This window comes from Fibrobacter sp. UWP2, assembly GCF_900141705.1.
Lineage (GTDB): Bacteria > Fibrobacterota > Fibrobacteria > Fibrobacterales > Fibrobacteraceae > Fibrobacter.
On record NZ_FQYM01000006.1, the window covers coordinates 118,165 to 135,122 of the forward strand.

The following is a 16,958-nucleotide window of genomic DNA, read 5'->3' on the forward strand; positions in this document are numbered from 1 at the left end:
CTGCCGGCTTTTTCATACACCAAACTTTCGGTTATTCCTCGATGCGGTAGATTTTCACGTCCTTGATGTAGAACGTGCGTTCCATCTTGCCGAGGTTCAATTCGAACCTTGCAAACGGAGTGCTTTCGCTCGGGGTAAATTCCTTCTCGAACGACTGGCCCGAAGTCTTCACAATCGGATGTTCCATGAAGCCCACGGTCTCGTAATCATCGTAGGTGCCAATGCGTGCGGTAATCTGACCTTCGACATTCGACCAGATCGTGAACACGCACTTGTACTTCTTGCCAGCGACAAGGGCGATATCTTCCTGAATCAGTTGCACGCTGTACGACTTGCTGCCGCCATTGGTCACATCCACTTTCAAGATGTGGCTACCATCCTTCTCGTCGGTAATAGTCGCCGTGGCCTCGCCATAAAGCTGCTTGAAGAAAATCCAATGATCCAAGCCGTCCGAGAAGTCGCCATTTTCAATCGTATTGTCACTCATGGCGCCAACGACGCCTTCCCAAATATCGGCAACGTAATCTTCAAGAGCATTGCCCTGGGCATTGACATAGTTGAAGCGGAGCGGCCTGAAGCTTGGCAAGAAACGCTGGTTCAACCTGTTCCAAAGAGCCGCATTGTCGGTATTGTTGAAGTGAATCACTCCATCTTCCGAAACCTCGGCCTCGGTCAAGTTCAGTCCATCGACAAGGTAGCGAACATAGAACACCACCGAGAGGTTCACAAGGCTATCGGTCACCCACTCGACCTGCGAGAAGTGGTAGCGGAGCATCACCTTTTGGAAGGCGCTCAGCGAATACTCGAACGGCACATACTCGCCATCAACCAAAATCCGACCGTACATGGAGCCCTTGCCATCGAGAGGCTTGAGGCCAACGCCAATTTCTTTTAAATAGCCGCCGTCTTCCAGGTTGATGTTGTTGAACGCCTCATCGACCATGGATCCTTCGGTAAACGAAATGGTAATCGAGGTATCGAGGTCCGCCTCGTCGGGCCACACCTGCAAACCGTCGGTGGGGTCTACCGAAACCGCGACATAGTAGCTAGAATAGGAACGGACCTCCGAGAGCGTCATGGAGAACGAATCCAAAAGCACCGGTTCGTCCTTCGCCGCCTTCTTGGCGAGAACGGCCTGTTCCACGTCATCGTAATCCACCGAGAAGTCGGCAGTCAAAGCCAAAACCACGGGCTCTTGCGACACCGTATCCGTATCCGCAATCTCCGGGTTGCCAATCTCAATGCCGGCAGTATCCTTGGAATCGGAACAACCGACAAGGATTAACGCGCTTACGCAGCAACCGACTATGGATTTCAAAAATCGCATCACACTCCTCGTGTCAACGGGAACAACTGGATGTTTACCTGAACGACGTCATCACCCTCACCCGGTTTCGCAGAGAAATCTAGTAGTTCTTTGCGCATTAGTTGGATGTGCTTTTTCAAATTGGGGAAGTCTTGGCGCTTAATACTGAACGTAAGAGCAGAAAAATCGCGTTCCTGGCTTGGCAGATCGCCCAACATGTTGGCAGAAATGCGCAACATCTGCTGGTGGTACAGTTTGACCATCATGTCCTGGACCTCGTCGTCCGTGGTAATCATGGGGTCGCGCTGGCGGTAGCCGTTGGCAGTTTTGACCAAAAGGCCAGCCTCAACTAAAATATTCAAGGATTCTTGGACCTGGGAAGCAGAAACCATGCCCCTAAGCCTCTTGGAAATCTGGTCGGGGATGGGGCGGAAGTTCTTCAGGGCGACCATCTCGAGAATCACTGAGTGGTGCCACTCCCTAAAGATGCGGAACTGAGCCTTGTCCATCTTGTGCAACTTGGAACGAGGGCTGCTCTTTACAAGTTGTTCGTAATAGGCATGCTTTTCTTCGTCGGTCTCGGCCTGGTTAAAGAACACCAGGTTTTCAAAATAGGCGGCACGCTGCTTTTCGAGCCCAATGCCGTGGATAAGCTTGGTCACCGTCCCCTTGGTGATATTACGCTTTCCGTCAATAGTCAACTTAAGGTGCGCATGGCTCGAGAGGCCCGCCTTCTCCGCAAAATAACGAAGACTGAAGGCCGGCAAGGTCTTCTTTTTGAACTCGTAGTAGTCGCGCAGGTACACCCTAAAATTGGTGTACTGGAGCACATCGGGTTCAACTAACTTTATGTTTTCTCCATTTTCCATGCTTATAAAATAGCTGTATTGGCCTGCAAATAGACAATTTAGCAAGCAATTATCGTTTACCCAAGTAAACAATTGTTAGAGCTACGCAACCCCAAATCAGGGGTCCCCGGCCAGGCGCGACAAACGCACGTGATCCACAAAAATCCCGTTAATCCGTTCAAATTCGCGACATTTGCCCTCTTCGACAAACCCTGCGCGGCAGGCGACGGCAATGCTTTTGGGGTTGGTTACCGACGCCGTGATCTCGAGCCTGTTCACGCCCAACGAAAACATTTTTTTTGAAACCATTTTTACGGCTTCGGTGGCGAGACCTTCCCCGGTGAAAGATTCACCCAACCAGTAACTGAGAGTCGCCGAGCGGTTCGTCCACTGGACCCAGCCCACAACAACGCAACCGGCGACCCGGCCTGTCGATTTCTCGAAAATGCCCCAGCAGGCCCCGTTCCCCATTTGTGCCTGCAACTCCCAGCTCTCGGCACGGGAGGCTACGTCGCTTGCCGAGAGGCACTCACCCGGCCACGGCAAATGGGCCGAGAGGAACCCGCGGCAGCCGTCAATCAGGGCGTACAGCGGGGCAAAGTCGGGCTCGGCAAGCGGGCGCAAAACAACGCGCTCGCCCACAATTTCATCAACAGGAATTTCGCCTACGGGAATTTCTTCGTGGGAGTCTAGCATCGGTCAAAATATAAGAATCCTGCCGAATACAAAAGAAAACCCGCCAATCGCTCGGCGGGTCTTCAATGCGGATGAAAGGACTTGAACCTTCATGCCCTCGCAGGCACTAGAACCTGAATCTAGCGTGTCTACCAGTTCCACCACATCCGCGTGGTAAGCCAAATTTTGAAAAATATGCCTGTTTTGTCAAGGGGTGGCGGGCAAAATAGCGTCCTTGATCCACATAAGGCGGTTCAATTTCCAGTATTGCCAGTCGTGCTCGCCCGCGGGGTCGTACTGGAGGTCGCAATCCACCCCCACATTCTTGCAAAAGGACTGTATCCACGGGAGCGTTTGGGCGGCGGGGTAAAGGCGGTCGGAGCCACCCTGCAAAAAACGCCAGCGGCCCGACTTGAGCTTGGGCTCGGCCGCCACCGCCGAAGCTTCGCCGAGGGAAGCCCCGTAAGAGCTCATGAGCAGGCGGTTCCCGATGCGGCGCTTGCCCGAAAGCGAGTACATAATGACGCCGAGGGCCCCGTCCGAAATGCCGACCAGGTCCACCTTGTTCACAGGCGCCTTGCGGCGGGCGGCGACGGAGTCGAGGGCGGCGTCCACGGCGGCGAGCGCCTGTGGCGTCGCCCAATGATTTTGCCTGCAGGCCGAGGCACTTACCACAATGCGGTCGGGGAACAGCTGGGCAAAATCATCGCCCGCCACAAACCCCTTGGCGCAGTTGCCGCTGGTCATGCCTCCATGGAACCATACGACCACGGGCGCCTCCGAACGCCCCTTGAGCAACCCTTTCGCCCCACCCGAGGAATTTGCGCTAGGCCACCACACGCCGGTCGCGCTCTCCATGCCGGGGGCGCGAACCATGAGCGAATCCGGGGCAGCCCAGGTGGTGGCCACCAGGGATACAAACAAAATAAAATATAGAGCCGATCGAAAAAGCATTTACCGTTTGGATCTGATGCCCAAAATAAGGAACGTCAACATTCCGGCCAAGGTCGCCCCCACAATGCCAAGCCCAATGAGGCTGTAGTATACGTGGTATTCAAAGAGAGTGTCCCAATCCAGTTCGGCTTCGTTCGTCGCCAAAGACGTCACCACAAAGCGGTCCGGGGCAATGCGGACGGCGTTCACCTCGATGGGGACGTCCTCGACGTTCTTTGCCGCAAAGCTAAACCACTCCGCCATATCTTCGTTCATTTCTTGGGAGGCGTAAAGCACGAAGGTCGCTCCGGTATCGCCGTTAAGCTGGAAAAACGTCTTGTCGAGGAAGGGGATGTTCGACCCGCCAAAAAGGCTCGGGATGGCGGCGTAGCTCACCTTACCATAGAACAAGTGCTCTTCTTTAAAAAAGCTCCGCAGCACAGGCTGCATGTACGACAGGCACCAGACCGCAATCAGCAAAAACAATAGCGATATGTTGATATAGACCGAACGACGAGTGCGAAAATAGCGGGGCATAATTACAATTTAGACCTAAAGAGGAAGAAGAACGTCGAGAGCATCAAGACCAGCGACAAAAAGTAGAACACCATCGGGATCTTGGACTTGAGGGACATTTCGTTCAAGGATTCCATTTGAAAGAACTGCGCCAAGTCCACGCTGATCATGAGGGCGACCTCGTTGTCGAACTTGCTCCACGCAATGGCGAGGTCGTTGTTCTCGGCAAACAGGGCGTCCACCTCGTGCGAGAGTGAATCGGGCAAAATCATTTCGGGCTTGCGGAACACGGGGAAGCCCACTCTCGCCGAATCCAAGATGTCTTCTACAAGCAGAGCCTGTTCCACCGGGAGTTCGTGTACCTTGGACTTCACCAGGTTCCACTTTTCCAGCCACGCCACACGCGAAACGGTATAGCGGCGCATCCCCGACACCTTGCTCAAGACCTCGCGTTCAAAGTGGGCTGTCATGGAGGAAGGCGGCGTCGCCGTCCCCAAAACGTTCAGTTCGTCCATCTGTCGCGAAAAAGAAACCGTCATCTCGCGGAGCGTCATGGTCTGCGAATGCATGAGCATGGTGTCTGCGCCATAGCCCGTACGCACGCGATCCATGGTCCGCATCAAGTTCGCCTCCAACAGCTGGTATTCCGAAAGCGACTTGATGTACTGGGAATACATGACAATCTGCGGTTTTTGCGAAAAATAAAAAAGGATGGTGAGGCCGATGGTCAACACAAGGACCAGCCAGACCCAAGGCGTTTTGAGTTTGGCGTTAAAGGTATCGGCAATAGATTTATTCTTGGATTCTTCCACACTTTGAAGATACCTTTTTTCTACTTTAAAAGATATGCGCGTTTTTACTTTTGCACCTTTTTTTGCCCTTTGCTCCATTTTTGGAGCTCTCTTGAGCGCTTGCACCATAGAGCACGCCGAAGAGCAAGTGTTGGCCAGGCACGTGAACGGCATCAAGAAGACCTCCGTTTGGGTCTACCCTGACGGCGAAATTTTAAAGCGCAACGAGTGGTACAACGACGGCATCAAGGAATTCGAAATCCCGTACAAGAACGGGGAACCACACGGCGATTTCAAGCGGTGGACCGGCTTTGGCGACGTGGTGCTCACGGGCACTTACAAAAAAGGGAAGCGCCACGGAAAGTGGACCGGGTTCTATAGCGACAAAAAAGTGGAATCGTACCGCTACTACAAGGACGACCACCCCGTGGGCGACTGGGAAGGCTGGCACTACAACCGCAACAAGGCATTCGAGGAGCATTTCGACGACAATGGCGATACCGTGGGCGTCTGGAAAAAATGGTTCGCGAACGGAAACCTCGCCGAAGAAAAAACGTGCTTTGGCAACAACGCCAACGGCTACACCAAAACCTTTTTGGAAAACGGACGCAAAGACGTTTTTACCGACTGCAAGAACGGCAAACGGGACGGAACCGTCACCGTGTTCATTGACAACGGCGCCAACACAGTCAAGGAAAAATCTCATTACAAACAAGGTATCTTAGACGGCACGCGCGAAGTGTTCAACGCCGACGGCAAAGTCGTCAAGCGGGAATTCTGGAGCAACGGCAGCCGAGAAGGCACCTGGGAATGGTTCGACAACGACGGTCAAAAAATCGCCGAAGAAACTTTTGAAAGCGGCAATGGCAAAGCCCACGGTCTGGACGACTTTGGCAAATTCTGCGCCGAGACGACTTTTGTCGCCGGAGTACCGACCCAGCTATGGTACTACCGGGCAGGGCACTCCCTCAGGTACGAGGAAACCTGGCGCGACGGCGAGATTGCCGAGAGCAGGAGCTTCTACCCCGACAGCATGGGCGGCAGAATGGCGAGCGAGGGCTTTTGGCAGAGAAACCTAGACGGTTCTAAACGCCACGGCATATGGCGCAACTGGTACCCAAGCGGAATACTGCGAGACAGCCTCACCTACGTGAATGGCGAACGCGTGGGCGAACAGTTCAGTTACGACAGCACCGGCAAGCTCACGATACATAAAACCGAAGCCGGGAAGAACAGACCTGTAATCATGCACAAGCTGTGGGAAGAATAAGTATGCGACGTAAAGACCGTGAAGTGTTGGGCGACGAGAATATCGTAAAAATTATCGAGCAGTGCACGACATGCCACATTGCGATGGTGGACGATGCGGATGCGGGCATGCCCTACGTGATTCCGATGTCGTTCGGGTATAGTTTGAAGGACGGCGTCCTGGAGCTGTACTTCCACTGCGCGCATGTTGGCAAGAAACTCGACTGCATCCTCAAGAATCCGAATATCGCGTTCAGCATGTGCGTCGAGAACCGCATCGAGATTCACGAAGATGTTTATTGCAAGAGCGGTCGCTTTTACGCAAGCGTCGTCGGGCAGGGCAAGGCCGAAATCGTCGAAGATGTTGCCGAGAAATGCCGCGGGCTCTCGCTCCTGATGGAACGGCAGGCTGCAGGAGCCTCGCAGTCTATGCAGGCCGCCCCGCACAAGTTTGAATTCACGCCCGCGCAGGCCGCCGCCGTGACCGTATTGAAGATAACGAGCACGAACTATACCGGGAAAGCAAAGTCGGAATAATTTTTTTGCTAAATTTGTGGTCACTATGAGTGAAGCTATTAACAATGTGAAGCAGGCGTTTGACGCAGAACTTGCGCAAACCGACCTTACGAACCAAGAAGCCGTCAACAACCTCCGCGTGAAGTACCTGGGCAAGAAGGGGGCCGTCACCGACCTCATGAAGCAGATGGGGAGCCTCAGCGCCGAGGAACGTCCGGCTTACGGCAAGCTCGTGAACGAACTTAAGGTCGCCGTCTCCGAGGCCATCGACAAGGCTATCGAAACGGCAAAGGCAGCCGCCCTCCAAAAGAAACTGGACAGTGGCAGCGTCGACGTTTCGCTCCCGGGTGCCGGAATCGGCGCCGGCAGCACGCACCCGCTTTACGACGTGCGCGAAGAGATTATCGACTTCTTCAGCCAGATGGGTTTCGAGGTGGACTTCGGCCGCGACATCGAAACGGACTGGTATAACTTCGAAGCTTTGAATACGCCGCCCGACCACCCGAGCCGCGACATGCAGGATACGTTCTACGTGGACGACAAGGTGATGCTGCGTACGCACACCTCCGGCACGCAGATCCACTACATGGAAACGCACAAGCCGCCGTTCCGCATGATTGCTCCGGGCCACGTGTTCCGCGTCGATAACGATGCGACCCACGCCCCCATGTTCCAGCAGTGCGAAGGCCTCGTGGTCGACGAAAACATCAGCTTTGCAGACCTCAAGGGCGTGCTCCAGGTGTTCATGAACAAGCTGTTCGGCGAAGGCGTCAAGACGCGTTTCCGCCCGAGCTTCTTCCCCTTCACGGAGCCCAGCGCCGAAATGGACGTGAGCTGCGTGTTCTGCGGTGGCAAGGGCTGCCGTCGCTGCAAGGGAACCGGCTGGATGGAAATCGGCGGTTGCGGTTCAGTGGACCCGAACGTGTTCAAGAACTGCGGCATTGATTCCGAGAAGTACACGGGCTTTGCGTTTGGCTTCGGTCTCGACCGTATCGCCATGCTCCGCCACGAGATTCCCGAAATCGGACTCTTGACGGGCAACGACCAAAGGTTCCTCGAACAGTTCTAAGTTAATTCGGAATTAGGAATTACAAGCAAAAAAAGCGAGCCGCGAGGTTCGCTTTTTTATTTACTCTTTCAAGCTTATAATATCGTTTTTTAGTTTCTACGATCTCTTGTAGTCGTCCTGGACGCGGATGATGTCGTCTTCGCCGGTATACTCGCCCACCTGCACTTCGACGATGACCAGCGGGAGCTTGCCCTCGTTCTGCAGGCGGTGAATCGTGCCGGCCGGGATATACGTCGATTCGTTCGGGCGCACATAAAACACCTTGTCGCCGACCGTGCAGGTGGCGGTGCCACTCACCACGACCCAGTGTTCGGAGCGGTGCAAGTGCTTTTGGAGGCTCAGGCGTTCACCCGGACGCACCACAATGCGCTTCATCTTGTAGCTTTCGGAATCCTCGAGAACCGTGTACGTACCCCAGGGACGGTTCACCGTCTGAGGTACCGTCGGCAAGGCGGAGCCACGGGCCTTGAGTTCGTCCACAACCTTCTTTACCTTCTGGCTGCTGCTCAACGGAGCCACCAGCAAAGCGTCCGGCGTATCAACAATAAGCATCTTGTCGAGGTCGATGGTGCAAATCTGGCGTTGGCAACCAAGCACCAGCGAGTTCTTGGAACCGATGGCCAAGTGTTTCTCGTTCTTGTTGTTGCCGTCGGCGTCATGCTCGTACTCACCGTAAAGGCTGTCGAACGCACCGAGGTCGCTCCAGCCGATATCGCTCGGCACCACCTTCACCTTCGAGGACTTCTCCATCACCGCGTAGTCAATGGAATTCGACGGGATGGCCATCATGTCGTCGTAGTTCACACGGACAAGGGTATCGTGGTCCTCTTTCTTGGCCTTTTCAAAAGCAGCCTTCGCCGCAACCAGAATATCGGGAGAATACTGACCCAATTCGTCAAGGAACGTGGAAACCTTGAAGCAGAAGATGCCGCTGTTCCAAAAGAACCTGCCCGACTCCACATACTTCTTGGCAGTCTCCAGGTCCGGTTTCTCGACAAAGCGCTTCACATCTTCGCCATTGGCCTCGATGTAGCCGTAACCCGTTTCAGGGCCCGTCGGCGTAATGCCGAACGTAACCAGGTTTCCCGCCTTGGCCAGGGCTTCTGCCTTCTTGAGGCATTCCGCATAGGCTTCCTTTTTACGGATCACATGATCCGAGGGGGAAACTAAAACAATGTCATTCGCCTTGAGGTTCAAGCAGGCAAGCGCAATGGCCGGAGCCGTATTGCGGCCTACCGGTTCCAGCAAAAAGCGGGCGTTACTCGCTTCAACTTCTTCAAGCTGGTCTTTGGCCAAAAAGTACTGTTCCGCATTGCTCACAATGTACTGGGCGCCGCAAATGCGGGCGTTCGTCTTTACCGTACGCTGGAACAACGATGTACCAGCAAACAGGCGGGCAAACTGTTTGGGCATGAGGGAGCGGCTAATGGGCCAAAGGCGCGTACCGCTACCACCGCAAAGAATCAGGTTAATCATCTACCACTCCTAGTTCTGGCCCCAATGGCCGTTGCTAATCAGCTGAACATCACGTGTAGTCAGCACCCCGTAGTAAACGGTCTGGACAGACGGCAAGATCAAGCCAATCAGGCGGTTCCAAGTAGCAAGGTCAGAAGCATCAACATACACGATGTCATGCGCATTCAAGTCAAAGCGATCTGCCATGGCAAGCGACATCGCATTTTTGGCGTTCAAATGGAACACGTCAATTTGAGAGTCAGATGTGTTACGGATGACGTAAATGGACCTGGACGAAGCGTTCGTCGTCTGCAGACCACCCGCCGTTGCCAGGGCTTCCATCAAGGAGAGCTTGCCCTGGTTCACATTGACAATTCCCGCCTTCTGGACTTCACCCATCACGTAAACGCGATTCTCTTTCTGGGTTTCAGAAAGCGCGGGCACAAAGAGCTGGTCATCGGGCTTCATGAGGATTCGGTCCAACGGAAGGTTGCTCTTGAAGGCTTCCAGGTAGTTGATGTTGTAAACCTTGTCACCACGGCGGAGCTGAATACCTGCCGGATCGGCCTCTTCCGAGAAACCTCCCACAGCGGCAATGGCCAGCGGGATTGTCATCGGTTTTTCATCAAAAGGAACGTAGCCGGGCTTGTTCACGGCGCCAGACACAAAAGCCTTCACGCTGTTATAGCCCGTAACGCGGACATCCACCTGAGGATCATTCAAAATCTTATCCGAAAGACGCTTCGTAATTTCGGCACGAAGTTCCTGGGCCGTAAGGCCCGCCGCCTGAAGTTCTCCTGCATACGGGTAGAAGAGTTTGCCTTCGGTCGTCACCTTCTGACCTGCCGGCTGGTACTGCCCCATCGGGGAAGTCAATTCGGGATGTTCCCACACGACCACCTGGACCATATCCAGGGGGCCAATGCGGTATTCCAAATTCGGCATGGAGTCCACCACAAGTTCGGCCAAATCGCCAAGTCCGTCTGCCGAATCTGCCGTAGTGGAATGCGCCGTAAATTCGCCTTGATCAAGAGAGTGCACATACACCTTGATTCCGTTAAAATCAGAATCATTCGCAGGCTCGCTCATTCGCATGTGCGGACCGGCAGAGCAACTCGCAAGCATAGTTGCAGCAGCGCAACCAAGCAACAAAGTCAACTTTTTCATTTTGCCTCACTCTGTTTTATTTTTTCAACCCAGTAGGGTGTGAGTTTCGATATAAAATTCCAAGCCAATACAAAGGCGGATTCTGGACGACGATACGGGTCCGGAATATCGACCTGCAGGCTTTCTCCATAACGGGAAACTTTTCCCTCAAGCCAAGGATATTTGCTGAGCAATTCCCGCTTATGGCCGTTTTCCATAACCAAAATAAGATCCGCCCACTTGAGAATATCCATATTGATTTGACGAGCGTGATGGGCACTCATGTCAATGCCATGCTGCATGGCAATCTTTTGGCTCAGTTCGTGCGCCGGATGATCGACCAAGGCGCCAAGGCCTGCGCTCATCACGTTGAAATCCGGGCCTAGTTCCTTTTTTAAAAGGTACTCACCCGTAGGACTTCGGCAGATATTTCCAGTACAAACAACAAGAATGTTCTTCATTGGCATCTAAAATAGAAAAAAACAATATGTCGTTACTAGTTCTAAGTTACTAGTTACTAGCGAATTAGGGGTTAGTACGGCTTACAGCTCAAATGCAAAGCCCAAATCCTTCAACAACGGATTTTTGGTGTCCTTCTCGGAGAGGAGCGGTTCAAAGCCGTTACCAACAGGCCACTTGATGCCAATGGCAGGGTCATTCCACATAAGCCCGCCCTCGTCCTTGGGGTCATAGAGGCGCGTGCATTTGTACACAAAAGTCGCCGTTTCGCTCAGCACCACAAACCCGTGCGCAAAACCCTCGGGAATGTAGAACTGTCTCTTGTTCTCGGCACTAAGGACAACGCCCTCCCACTTGCCAAACGTAAGACTGTTCTTACGAAGGTCCACTGCAACATCAAAGACCTCGCCCTCGAGCACGCGGACCAGCTTTCCCTGCGGGTTCTTCTTTTGAAAGTGGAGACCGCGGAGCACGCCCTTCTTGCTGCGGGACTCGTTGTCCTGCACAAAGACCATGTCAAGACCAGCAGCATCGAACTCGCCCTTGTTGTAGGTTTCCATAAAATAACCGCGACTATCGCCAAAAACAGTCGGTTCAATGATAGTCACACCTTCGATGCTGGTTTTAATAAAATTGAATTTTCCCATTTAAATTCCTCAATTCCTTAATATTTGATTTTGCCTTCGGCGACCTTTCGCAAGTGCTGACCATAAGGGCTCTTGCCGTACTTGGCGGCGGATTCCAAAAGTTTCTCCTTGCTAATCCAGCCATTAATAAAGGCAATCTCTTCGACAGCCGAAATCTGGATGCCCTGACGGTTCTCGACCATCTTCACGAACTCGCCCGCCTCGATGAGGCTGTCCATCGTGCCGGTATCGAGCCAGGCAAAACCGCGTCCCAGGAGTTTGACATCGAGCAAACCTTCACGCAGGTAGTTCTCGTTTAAGTCGGTAATCTCGAGTTCACCGCGGGGGCTCGGCTTTTGGGACTTTGCCTTGGCAGAGACGCCCTTCGGGTAAAAATACAGCCCCGTGATGGCGTAATTGCTTTTGGGTTCCTTAGGTTTTTCTTCGACCGAAATCACCTTGCCGTTGCTGTCGAATTCCACGACACCAAAGCGTTCCGGATCCTCGACGTAGTAGCCGAACACACTCGCTCGGGCATCCTGCTCCGCGTTTTTCACAGCGGCCTTCAAAAGCGGGCTGAACCCGTTGCCATAAAAAATGTTGTCGCCCAGCACCATTGCGCAGGCGTCATCGCCAATGAACTCCTCGCCCAAAATAAAAGCCTGGGCAAGGCCATCGGGGCTCGGCTGCACCTTGTAACTCAAGTTCAGCCCCATCGCGGAGCCGTCGCCCAAAAGGCGTTCAAAGTTCGGCAAGTCCGTAGGCGTGCTGATGATGAGGATGTCGCGAATGCCGGCAAGCATTAACGTCGACAGCGGATAATAAATCATCGGCTTGTCGTAAACGGGCAACAACTGCTTCGACGTGACCATCGTAAGCGGGTAAAGACGGGTACCGGATCCACCGGCAAGTACGATTCCTTTCATGCCCATAATTTAACAAAAAGAACTATCTTTGCACTCTATGGAAAAACCGGCTACGCCAAGACTTATGGACTTTTTGCCCAGAACCGCCCCCAATTCGCAGGGAGAGGGAGCCATCAACCTATTGGCCGAGGACATTCTGGAAAAATTCATGGCTTGGGCCGAAGCCCGCGGGACAACGTTGTACCCCGCGCAGGAAGAGGCAATCCTCGAACTTCTCGACGGCAAGAACGTCATTTTGAACACGCCTACGGGCTCGGGCAAGTCGATGGTCGCTTTGGCACTCCATTTCGACAGCATCGTACATGGCCGCAAGAGCGTGTACACCTGCCCCATCAAGGCGCTGGTGAACGAGAAGTGGATGGCGCTCTGCAAGGAATTCGGCGCCGAGAACGTCGGGCTTTCGACCGGTGATGCGACCGTGAACCACGGCGCCCCCATCCTTTGCTGCACTGCAGAAATCCTTGCGAACATGGCGCTCAACGAGGGCGAAAAACTCGACATCATGGACGTGGTGATGGACGAGTTCCATTACTATTCCGACCGCGAACGCGGCGTCGCCTGGCAGGTGCCGCTTCTCACGCTCCCGCAATCGAGATTCTTGCTGATGAGCGCGACCGTCGGAGCAACGGAATTCTTCGAACGCGACCTCACGAAGCATACCGGCAAAGAGACTGTGACCGTGCGTTCCGCACAGCGCCCGGTACCGCTCGAATACACCTACAGCACAAGCGAAATTTCGACCGAGGTGCAAAAACTTGTGAACGAAGGCAAGGCGCCCGTCTACGTGGTACACTTTACGCAGGCCGCGGCCGCCACCAACGCACAGAACTTCATGAGCCTTGACCTCTGCACCAAAGAAGAAAAGGCGAAAATCAACGAGGCCATCAAAGAGGTACGTTTTTCGAGCCCGTACGGCCCCGATGTCAAGCGTTGGCTTAAGCAGGGAATCGGGTTGCACCATGCAGGGCTTTTGCCCAAGTACCGCATCCTCTGCGAAAAACTTTCACAGCAAGGTTTACTCAAAGTCATCTGCGGCACAGACACCCTCGGCGTCGGCGTGAACGTCCCTATCCGCACGGTGCTCTTCACGCAGCTCTGCAAGTACAGCGGCGACAAGACGGCAATCCTCACCGCACGAGACTTCCACCAGATTGCGGGCCGCGCCGGAAGAAAAGGCTTTGACGACGTGGGCTACGTGGTGGCGCAGGCTCCCGAGCACGTCATCGAGAACCTGAAACTCGAGGCGAAGAGCCGCCAGACCGGCAAGAAGTTCCAGAAGCGCAAACCGCCCGAGCACGGCTATGTGCCCTTTGACGAGAACACTTTCAAGCGTCTCATCGATTCCGCACCCGAACCACTCACGTCGAGTTTTCACGTTGATCACGGGATGCTCCTGAACATCCTGAGCCGCGAAACCGACGGTTGCCGCGCCATGCGAAACCTCATCAAGGACTGCCACGAGAGCGCCGCCAGCAAGAAGCAGTTAAACCACCGCGCCTTCCAATTGTTCCGCAGCCTGGTGGAAAAGAAAATCGTGGAGTTCGTCCCTGCAGTCGCTCCAGGATACAGCCACCTGCGCGTGAACATGGATTTGCAGGACGACTTCGCAATGAACCAGCCGCTCTCGCTGTACCTGCTCGACACGCTCCCGAAACTCGACAAGGATTCGCCAGAGTACGCGCTCGACGTGATTACCCTGTGCGAAAGCATCGTCGAGAATCCCGACGCCATCCTCCGCATCCAGCTGAGCAAGGCCCGCGACGCCCGCATGAACGAACTCAAGGCGCAGGGCATGGAATACAACCAGCGTCTGGAGGAACTCGACAAGGTCGAATACCCCAAGCCACTGCGAGACTTCATTTACGACACCTACAATGCGTTCGCCGAAGTGCACCCGTGGGTCGACGTGAACGTGGAACCCAAGAGCATCGTGCGCGAGATGTTCGAGAACTTCAGCACCTTCAGCGGGTACGTGAAACAGTACAACCTGCAGCGCATGGAAGCAATTCTACTGCGGCACCTTAACTACGTGTACAAGGTGCTCTCGCAGACAGTGCCCGATGGCTATAAAAACGAGGAACTCCTCGAGATGCAAGACTACCTGGGCGACATGATCCTCCGTGTGGACTCGAGCCTTTTGGAAGAATGGGAAAAGATGGCGCACCCCGAAGACTACCAAAAGCGCCTGGACGAGGGTGCAACGGAAGACGAGGCAGAGAAGGCTTTCGGCGCAGACAAGGCCGCCGCCGACATCACCTACGACAAAAAGCGGTTCCTCTCGATGGTGCGTCAACGCATTTTCCAAATCATGGGAAGCCTCCAAAAGCAGGACTACGCCGACGTGCTCGACAGCCTCGCCGCCGACCTCCTCGAGGGGGAACTTTTGGCCGATGCCGAGGGCACACCCTGGACCGAGAAGCGCCTGCTCGAGACCATGGCCGCCTACACCGCCGATCACCACAAATTCCGCCTGGACGTGGAAGGCCGCGCGCTCGCCCACACCATCGTCACCTACGACGGCGACACGATGCACGTGCAGCAAATGCTCCAAGACGAGGAAGAATTCAACGACTGGAGCATCGATTTCGACATTTCGCTTGCGGAGAGCCGTGAAGCCGGCATACCTCTCCTCAAGATGGCCCGCCTCGGCGAGGTGTAATTTTCTATGATTAACGGCATGGACAGCAATTCTTTCAAAGGCAAGTTCGCGGCAGTCCTCCCTGCCGGGGGACTCGGCAAGCGCATGGGCGGGAACATCCCAAAACAACTCATGGAAATGGGCGGCAAGCCCGTCTACCGTTACAGCCTCGAGACGTTCCTCCACATGGACGAATTCGCGGAAGTCGTGATGGCAGTGCCCGCCGACTGGAAGGACCATTTTGAAAAGGATTTTTCTCACCCCAAACTGAAAATCGTCGTGGGTGGCGCCGAACGATGGCAGTCCGTAAGGAACGGAGTCGAGGCCCTCACAAGCGGAGCCGAATACGCACTGGTCCACGACGTGGCGCGCCCCTTCATCAGCGAAGAAATCATCCGCGACGTATGCAAAACTTTAGTTGAAAAGGGCGCATGCCTCGTAGCAAAACCTGCAGTCGACACAATCAAGGTTGCCGCCGATGGTTTGGTCAAACAGACCATCGACCGCCGCACCGTTTGGCTTGCACAAACTCCGCAAGCCGCTCGCATTTCTCTTTTGAAATCACTCTACAAGCGAATCGACGCGGAGCCCCTCGGCTTCACGCCCACCGACGAAGCAAGCATTTTAGAGCATTTCGGCGAAGCCGTCTACATCGTGAAGGGCAATGCCGCAAACGACAAGTTGACGACACCAGAAGATTTCAAAATACTATCGCAACTCGCGTAGAGGCCCTAAATCCGACAAAGTTTCCGTCCAAAAGATTATTGGCGGTTTTTGTCCAAAATACGGGTTTTCGCATTTTACGGGTTTTTGAATCCATATTTTTTTCTTATATTTGCCCTAGATTCCGGAGGAATTATGAAGATTTCTAACCTTTTTGCGGCAGGCCTGCTTGCCACTTCGATTGCCACCGCAGCCGAAGGCGAAGACCAAATGTCCACCCCGGCAAAAAAGAGCGAGCCCTCTTTCTTTAGCGTGGGTGTTCGTGCCGCCTATAATTACAACACGATGTTCGGTCTCTCGGACGAATGGAACATCTATGCCGACGATGCCGAAGAACCCTCCGGCAATGGTTTTGAAGGCGGTCTCGCCATTCGACTGCAACTGCTCCCCTTTATGCAGTTCACCCCGGAAGTTTTGTTCAACTACACCAAGCTGACCCAGGATGACGGCGACACCGACCGTGAATTCGAGCAAATGGGCGTCGAAATCCCCGTACTCCTCCGTGTCACACCCATTGAATGGGTCTACCTCGTTGTCGGTCCGACCATAGAATTCAATGTCAGCGACGAAGAGCACCTTAACAGCGGCGAAATGGAAGCCGCCGGCGTCAAATACACCCACGAATTCGCCGAAGGCTACGACCGCAAGGCTGTGCAATTCGGACTCACGCTGGGTATTGGCGGTTACGCCATTCCCAACAGGCTCAGTTTCGACATCCGCCTGAACCTCGGAATGTTCAACGACGTCTATGAGGGCAGGACTCTTAAAGATAGCAGCGGAAAAGAATACAAGGGTAGCAAGCTCATCGACTTGAGCGGCGGCAAACAAATGGCCTTCAAGTTCGGCCTTGGATTCTGGTTTATGTAAGCGAAGCTGCAAGTGTATCCATAGACTCACTCTTGCCAACGGAATGACACAGAAAAACCCGCTCAGACGAGCGGGTTTTTATTATAAAGTTTGGTCAATCTCTTAATAAACAGAAACAGCGGGTAACGTATATTTTCTTTCGCAAATTCCACTAAGGGGGTAAAAAAATAGGATGTTCCAATTTTTAGATTTGAAATAACCACAAATCAAACACAA

17 protein-coding genes and 1 tRNA gene are annotated in these 16,958 nt (G+C 53.9%); 6 read left to right on the plus strand and 12 right to left on the minus strand.

The window, feature by feature from the left end; genetic code table 11:
• Nucleotides 1-31: 31 nt before the first annotated feature.
• The 7 genes from BUB55_RS05155 to BUB55_RS05185 form a co-directional block, all read right to left on the minus strand.
• The gene (locus BUB55_RS05155; protein WP_073188810.1) at nucleotides 32-1,327 is read right to left on the minus strand and encodes a carbohydrate binding domain-containing protein; all 1,296 of its coding nucleotides are present in this window, start codon (nucleotides 1,325-1,327) and stop codon (nucleotides 32-34) included.
• A complete protein-coding gene (locus BUB55_RS05160; RefSeq protein ID WP_073188812.1) occupies nucleotides 1,327-2,175 on the minus strand; it encodes a TIGR02147 family protein in 849 nt (282 codons plus the stop codon). The genes BUB55_RS05155 and BUB55_RS05160 overlap by 1 nt, the downstream gene beginning before the upstream one ends.
• A 96-nt stretch (nucleotides 2,176-2,271) precedes the next feature.
• The gene (locus BUB55_RS05165; protein WP_073188814.1) at nucleotides 2,272-2,850 is read right to left on the minus strand and encodes a GNAT family N-acetyltransferase; all 579 of its coding nucleotides are present in this window, start codon (nucleotides 2,848-2,850) and stop codon (nucleotides 2,272-2,274) included.
• Nucleotides 2,851-2,916: 66 nt separating this feature from the next.
• Nucleotides 2,917-3,000 (minus strand) — tRNA-Leu (locus tag BUB55_RS05170).
• A gap of 36 nt (nucleotides 3,001-3,036) precedes the next feature.
• Nucleotides 3,037-3,753: a hypothetical protein gene (locus BUB55_RS05175; protein ID WP_234971809.1), complete on the minus strand. Its 717-nt coding sequence runs from the start codon at nucleotides 3,751-3,753 to the stop codon at nucleotides 3,037-3,039.
• Nucleotides 3,754-3,783: 30 nt separating this feature from the next.
• Nucleotides 3,784-4,299 (minus strand): hypothetical protein, encoded by a 516-nt coding sequence (locus BUB55_RS05180; RefSeq protein ID WP_143152911.1) that lies wholly within the window; start codon nucleotides 4,297-4,299, stop codon nucleotides 3,784-3,786.
• A 2-nt stretch (nucleotides 4,300-4,301) separates the two neighbouring features.
• Nucleotides 4,302-5,090, minus strand: a complete 789-nt coding sequence (locus BUB55_RS05185) for a hypothetical protein (RefSeq protein ID WP_083596890.1) — start codon at nucleotides 5,088-5,090, stop codon at nucleotides 4,302-4,304.
• Between the two features lie 34 nt (nucleotides 5,091-5,124).
• On the opposite strand from BUB55_RS05185, the gene BUB55_RS05190 reads away from it, so the two are divergent.
• From BUB55_RS05190 to pheS, 3 genes are read left to right on the plus strand one after another with little or no spacing between them, the layout of a single operon-like run.
• Complete coding sequence (locus tag BUB55_RS05190) at nucleotides 5,125-6,339, plus strand: toxin-antitoxin system YwqK family antitoxin (protein WP_073188820.1); 1,215 nt, start codon at nucleotides 5,125-5,127, stop codon at nucleotides 6,337-6,339.
• 2 nt (nucleotides 6,340-6,341) lie between these two features.
• Nucleotides 6,342-6,854 carry a pyridoxamine 5'-phosphate oxidase family protein gene (locus BUB55_RS05195; RefSeq protein WP_073188822.1) on the plus strand — a complete coding sequence of 171 codons (513 nt, stop codon included), beginning with the start codon at nucleotides 6,342-6,344 and terminating at the stop codon, nucleotides 6,852-6,854.
• Between the two features lie 25 nt (nucleotides 6,855-6,879).
• On the plus strand, nucleotides 6,880-7,902 hold the full coding sequence (gene pheS / locus BUB55_RS05200; RefSeq protein WP_073188824.1) for a phenylalanine--tRNA ligase subunit alpha: 1,023 nt from the start codon (nucleotides 6,880-6,882) through the stop codon (nucleotides 7,900-7,902).
• Between the two features lie 96 nt (nucleotides 7,903-7,998).
• Here pheS and BUB55_RS05205 read toward each other — a convergent pair whose 3' ends face one another.
• The 5 genes from BUB55_RS05205 to rfbA all read right to left on the minus strand — a co-directional run bounded on the left by BUB55_RS05205 (nucleotide 7,999) and on the right by rfbA (nucleotide 12,514).
• On the minus strand, nucleotides 7,999-9,378 hold the full coding sequence (locus BUB55_RS05205; protein WP_073188826.1) for a mannose-1-phosphate guanylyltransferase/mannose-6-phosphate isomerase: 1,380 nt from the start codon (nucleotides 9,376-9,378) through the stop codon (nucleotides 7,999-8,001).
• A gap of 9 nt (nucleotides 9,379-9,387) precedes the next feature.
• Nucleotides 9,388-10,524 carry a polysaccharide biosynthesis/export family protein gene (locus BUB55_RS05210; RefSeq protein WP_073188828.1) on the minus strand — a complete coding sequence of 379 codons (1,137 nt, stop codon included), beginning with the start codon at nucleotides 10,522-10,524 and terminating at the stop codon, nucleotides 9,388-9,390.
• Nucleotides 10,521-10,964, minus strand: coding sequence for a low molecular weight protein-tyrosine-phosphatase (locus tag BUB55_RS05215; protein ID WP_073188858.1), 444 nt, complete (start codon nucleotides 10,962-10,964; stop codon nucleotides 10,521-10,523). The genes BUB55_RS05210 and BUB55_RS05215 overlap by 4 nt, the downstream gene beginning before the upstream one ends.
• A gap of 81 nt (nucleotides 10,965-11,045) precedes the next feature.
• Entirely contained in the window at nucleotides 11,046-11,609 is a 564-nt protein-coding gene (rfbC, locus tag BUB55_RS05220; protein WP_073188830.1) for a dTDP-4-dehydrorhamnose 3,5-epimerase, read from the minus strand.
• Nucleotides 11,610-11,626: 17 nt separating this feature from the next.
• Complete coding sequence (gene rfbA, locus BUB55_RS05225; protein WP_073188860.1) at nucleotides 11,627-12,514, minus strand: glucose-1-phosphate thymidylyltransferase RfbA; 888 nt, start codon at nucleotides 12,512-12,514, stop codon at nucleotides 11,627-11,629.
• A gap of 37 nt (nucleotides 12,515-12,551) precedes the next feature.
• Here rfbA and BUB55_RS05230 point away from each other — a divergent pair, with 37 nt between their 5' ends.
• From BUB55_RS05230 to BUB55_RS05240, 3 genes are all read left to right on the plus strand, one after another.
• On the plus strand, nucleotides 12,552-15,173 hold the full coding sequence (locus BUB55_RS05230) for a DEAD/DEAH box helicase (protein WP_083596891.1): 2,622 nt from the start codon (nucleotides 12,552-12,554) through the stop codon (nucleotides 15,171-15,173).
• 18 nt (nucleotides 15,174-15,191) lie between these two features.
• A complete protein-coding gene (gene ispD, locus BUB55_RS05235; protein WP_073188862.1) occupies nucleotides 15,192-15,878 on the plus strand; it encodes a 2-C-methyl-D-erythritol 4-phosphate cytidylyltransferase in 687 nt (228 codons plus the stop codon).
• Between the two features lie 132 nt (nucleotides 15,879-16,010).
• Nucleotides 16,011-16,742, plus strand: coding sequence for a porin family protein (locus BUB55_RS05240; RefSeq protein WP_073188834.1), 732 nt, complete (start codon nucleotides 16,011-16,013; stop codon nucleotides 16,740-16,742).
• The last annotated feature ends 216 nt before the right edge of the window (nucleotides 16,743-16,958 follow it).